General features: G+C 71.7%; 4 protein-coding genes. 2 read left to right on the top strand and 2 right to left on the bottom strand.

Annotated elements, in window-relative coordinates; genetic code table 11:
• The coding region (locus RMO97_RS16260) for an OmpA family protein (protein ID WP_409035328.1) at window positions 1-470 on the bottom strand (470 nt) is incomplete at its 3' end.
• 265 nt (window positions 471-735) lie between these two features.
• Between RMO97_RS16260 and RMO97_RS16255 the strand changes: the two genes are divergently transcribed.
• Window positions 736-1542, top strand: a complete 807-nt coding sequence (locus RMO97_RS16255) for a hypothetical protein (RefSeq protein ID WP_310542072.1) — start codon at window positions 736-738, stop codon at window positions 1540-1542.
• 226 nt (window positions 1543-1768) lie between these two features.
• Here the strand turns inward: RMO97_RS16255 and RMO97_RS16250 are convergent, their stop codons facing one another.
• Entirely contained in the window at window positions 1769-3331 is a 1563-nt protein-coding gene (locus RMO97_RS16250) for an ATP-binding protein (protein WP_310542071.1), read from the bottom strand.
• A gap of 281 nt (window positions 3332-3612) precedes the next feature.
• On the opposite strand from RMO97_RS16250, the gene RMO97_RS16245 reads away from it, so the two are divergent.
• A partial coding sequence (locus RMO97_RS16245) for an aminotransferase class I/II-fold pyridoxal phosphate-dependent enzyme (RefSeq protein WP_310542070.1) occupies window positions 3613-4311 on the top strand: 699 nt, incomplete at its 3' end.

Raw genomic sequence — 4311 nt, 5'->3', positions numbered from 1 at the left:
TGCGCGCGGCCTTCGGGGGTGGTGTTGTCGGCGACCGGGGTGGCCTCGCCGTAGGAGATGGTGGCCATGCGGTTCAGGGCCACGCCCTGCTGGCTCATATAGCGCCGCACCGCCTCGGCCCGGGCCTCGCCTAGCTTGTCGTTGTACGCGGCGTCGCCGGTGGCGTCGGTGAAGCCCTGGATCTCCAGGTAGACGTTCTTGTTCTCGCCCTTCAGCCTTTCGGCCAGCTCGCTGAGCCGCGCCTCGGCTTCCGGCGACAGGGCGTGACGGTCGGTGGGGAACTTCACCGAGTCGTCGGACAGCACCACCTGGTAGTGGAACTTGCCCTCGGCCAGCTTGTGGGCGGCCTTGGCGCGGCTCAGGGCTTCGCCCGCCGTGCCTTCCACCGTGGTCACGCGGCCGTCCACCACGGCCACCTGGTCGCGGACAAAGCCCTTGGTCGCACAGCCGCTGGTCGCCGCGCCGGCCATCACCAGGACGCCGGCCAGGGCGGTCGTTTTCAGGATCGAATTCTTCAAGGTCAGGTTCCTTCCCGTCGGGCGCGCGTGGCCCAAGATCTTGCGCTGATGAAATCAGGCGGGCCCAGAGTGGCGATGTGACGACGACAATCCGCCCGGAATCTGGCTCAGCTGCACCTTAGGCGGTCCCGCGAGCCCGCCCGGCGGGGTGCGGCGTCCACGGCCAAGGCGCCACGTTCCTGACGCCCCCCCGTGGCCCAATGGCGCCGTGACGGAGATGAGCAATCCCTTGTTCCAGCGGCCCCGGCGGGCCGGCTGGCGGAACGCCACCGGGTGGGCCGTCGCCCTCAGCGCGGCCGCGCACCTGCTGGTGGCGCTGGCCATGCTCACCGCCCGCGCGCCCCTGGAGCCGCCCCTGGAAGACCCGCCGATTCTGGTGACTCTTTACGAACCGCCGCCGCCTCCACCCCCACCGCCGCCACCGGAACCGCAACCGGCGCCTGCCTCCCAGGCCCCCGCCGACGCCGTCCCCGCCCTGCCGTCTCCCCCCGCCAGGCCCGCGCCGAAGATCAGGGTCCACGTCCCCCGCTCGGTCGTTGCGCCCATCCCGCCGGTCCATGTGACCCCGGCGCCGGTCAGCCAGCCCTTCGCCACCCTCAGCGACGGCCAACTGGTGGGCGCTGTCACCGCCGGCTCCGGCGGCGGCGGATCGGGGGAGGGCGTCGGCGGCGGCTCTGGCGGCTCCGGCGGGGCCCGTTGCGACATGGTCGAACGCCTGCAGGCCGCCCTGCGCCGCGACGCCGACATCGCGGCCGTCGTCGAGGGCGCGCGGCGCGGAACCGGCGGTCGGGCCCTGCACGTCTGGAACGGCGACTGGGTGCAGAACCCGGGCCAGGCCGGCAAGGGCCTCGCGGGCCTGCGCCAGGCCATCGCCATGGAGGTGGCCTTCGCCCCGGCGGCCTGCCGCGCCCAACCCATGCGCGGCCTGGTGCTGATCTCGCTCGGGGACGGGGCGGGGGCCAGCCGCCTGGCGCTCGGGACCGGCGCCTGGCGCTGGACCGACCTGCTGGCCGCGCGTCGGTAAACTCCCCCACCCCTAAATCCGCTCACCCCGGCGCAGGCCGGGGCCCTGCGGTGGCTCTATCCGGCGAAGTAGAAAGGTCAGCGACCTATTCCTCCCCCGTTTAGGGGGGTGGGGGACCGCCGATAGGCGGTGGAGGGCGCGCGACCGGGCGCCGTAGATGGGGCTCGCCCCTTCCACCACGCCTGCGGCGCGGTCCCCCTTCCCCGTAAACGGGGCAGGAAAGGGATTACCCCACCGCCTCCGCCTCGGCCCCGACCCGCTCAAGCACCGTCTCGATGCCGGCCATCAGCAGGTGGGCGGTGATGGGTTTGGCGATGTGGTGGTCGGCGCCGGCGGCCATGGCGTCGCGGCGGTGCTGGGTCATGGCGTTGGCGCTCAGCATGATGATCGGGGTCCGCGCGGCCCCGCGCCGCCGTTCCTCGTCGCGCAGGGCCATGGTGGCGGTCAGGCCGTCCATCACCGGCATCTGCATGTCCATCAGCACCAGGTCGAAGAAGCCGGCCTGGAACGCCGCCAGGGCCTGGGCGCCGTCCTCAGCGAGCGTGATCTCCGCCCCAAGCGGCGCGAGGATCAGTTGCACGACCTTCTGGTTGATGGGGTGGTCCTCGGCCAGCAGCACCCACAGGGCGTCGACCCGGGCCAGCTGCGTTGCGAACGTGGCGGGACGGGCGTCAGGGTCGACCGCCGCCGGCGCCCTGGGCAGGGGGAAGGTCGCCCGGAAGACACTGCCACGCCCCGGTTCGGAGCTGGCGGTGATCTCGCCCCCCATCATCTCGACGATGGCCTTGCAGATGGAGAGGCCCAGGCCGGTCCCGCCGAACCGCCGGGTGATGGTGGCGTCGGCCTGGCTGAACCGCTGGAACAGATTGGCGCCCGTCTCCGCATCGAAGCCGACCCCGGTGTCGCGAATCTCCACGGTGAGATGGGCCGGGCCGTCGCCGGCCTCGGTCAGGCTGACCCGCAGCCGCACCCCGCCCTGGTCGGTGAACTTCACGGCGTTGGAGAGCAGGTTGCCCACCACCTGCTTGAGGCGCGTGGCGTCCCCTAGGAACTCCCCCCGCGCGCCCTCATCGAAGTCGGCTGCGAAGGCCAGGCCCTTCTCATCGGCTTTTAGCCGGTTGATGTGCAGCACGCCCTCCAGCGCTTCGGCCAGATGGAAGGGGGCGGTCTCAATCTCGAGGCGTCCGGCCTCGATCTTCGACAGATCGAGAATGTCGGAGACCAGCCGCTCCAGGGTCAGGCCCGAGGTCTCGATCAGGCCCACCATCTCCCGCTGATCAGGCGAGAGCTCGGTCTGGGCGAGCGCCGCCGCCACCCCGATCACCCCGTTCAGGGGCGTGCGGATCTCGTGGCTCATATTGGCCAGGAAGTCGGTCTTGGCCTGGTTGGCGGCCTCGGCCGCCGCATGGGCGGCCTTCATCTGCGCCTCGGCGGCCATCCGGTCGGTGACGTCGCGGGCCACGGCGAACACCTGGTCCCCCGACAGCCGCGCCCGCCACTCCAGCTGCCGGTAGCGGCCGTCGCGGTGGCGGTAGCGGTTGATGAAGCCGACGATCTCGCCGTCCGACTGGATGGCCTGCGTCAGGTCGGCGGTGGCCGGTACGTCGTCGGGGTGGATCAGCGGCAGCAGCGGCTGGCCCACCAGCTCCTCGGCGGTCCAGCCCAGAACCGTGGTCCAGGACGGGCTGACCCGCACGAACCGGCCCGCTATGTCGCGGATGCACAGCATGTCCAGCGAGACGTCGAAGAAGGTCGACAGGTCATCGGGCGGGGCGGGGACGGCTGACATTTACGCGGTACTCCAGGCTCTTACGGAACCGATCCCCATTATGGGGCCGCAGGGTCAAGCTTGGGTAAATTTTGGCGCTGGTGCTGTCACTATCTGGCGAGCCCACACCGCCGGGGCGAAGGCCGCGACCCAGATTCATCTGATGCGATACGAGGTGGCCAGGGTGAGCGTCGACGTGCCTCGGAGGCCGGGGGTCTCACCTGGGTCCCGGCCTTCGCCGGGATGAGCGGGGGAGGGTGCACCCTTCCCCCAACCCCACGGCGGGTGCATATCGGCGCGCCATGACCGACAGTCTCACCGCCTTCGCCGCCGAGAAACTGGATCAGCTGGAGAGCCGCAGCCTGCGGCGAGCACTGGTTCCCACCGACCGGATCGATGGCCTGTGGGTGGAGCGGGGCGGGCGGCGCCTGCTGTCCTTCTCCTGCAACGACTATCTGAACCTGTCGCACCACCCCGCGGTGAAGGCCGCGGCCATGGCGGCGGTCGAGCGCTACGGCGCCGGCGCCGGGGCCTCGCGGCTGGTGACCGGCGACCATCCGGTTTTCGGAGAGCTGGAGGCGCGGCTGGCGGCGCTGAAGGGCAAGCAGGCGGCTTGTGTCTTCGGCTCCGGCTACCTGGCCAACGCCGGCATCATTCCCACCGTCATGGGGCCCGGCGACCTGATCCTGGCCGACGAGCTGGCCCACGCCTGCATCTGGTCGGGCGCCCAGCTGTCCGGCGCGACCGTGCTGGCCTTCCGTCACAACGACATGGCCGACCTGGCGCAGAAGCTGGCCGCCCGGCGGGGCGCGGCCGCCCGCTGCCTGATCGCCACCGACGGGGTCTTCTCCATGGACGGCGACCTGGCGCCCCTGGACGCCATCAGCGATCTCGCCCGCGCGCATGACGCGTGGCTGCTGGTGGACGACGCCCACGGTCTCGGCGTGCTGGGGCAGGGGGGCGCGGGCGCGGGCTCGGTCTATCCCGGCGCCCACATCGAC

This window comes from Phenylobacterium sp. (assembly GCF_031425575.1).
Lineage (GTDB): Bacteria > Pseudomonadota > Alphaproteobacteria > Caulobacterales > Caulobacteraceae > Phenylobacterium.
This window is presented reverse-complemented; position numbering and strand designations above follow the sequence as displayed.

Excerpts from the sequence above, each read along its gene's own strand:
- RMO97_RS16255 (WP_310542072.1), top strand. The coding sequence starts at position 736 with ATGAGCAATCCCTTGTTCCAGCGGCCCCGGCGGGCCGGCTGGCGGAAC.
- RMO97_RS16250 (WP_310542071.1), bottom strand. The coding sequence starts at position 3,331 with ATGTCAGCCGTCCCCGCCCCGCCCGATGACCTGTCGACCTTCTTCGAC.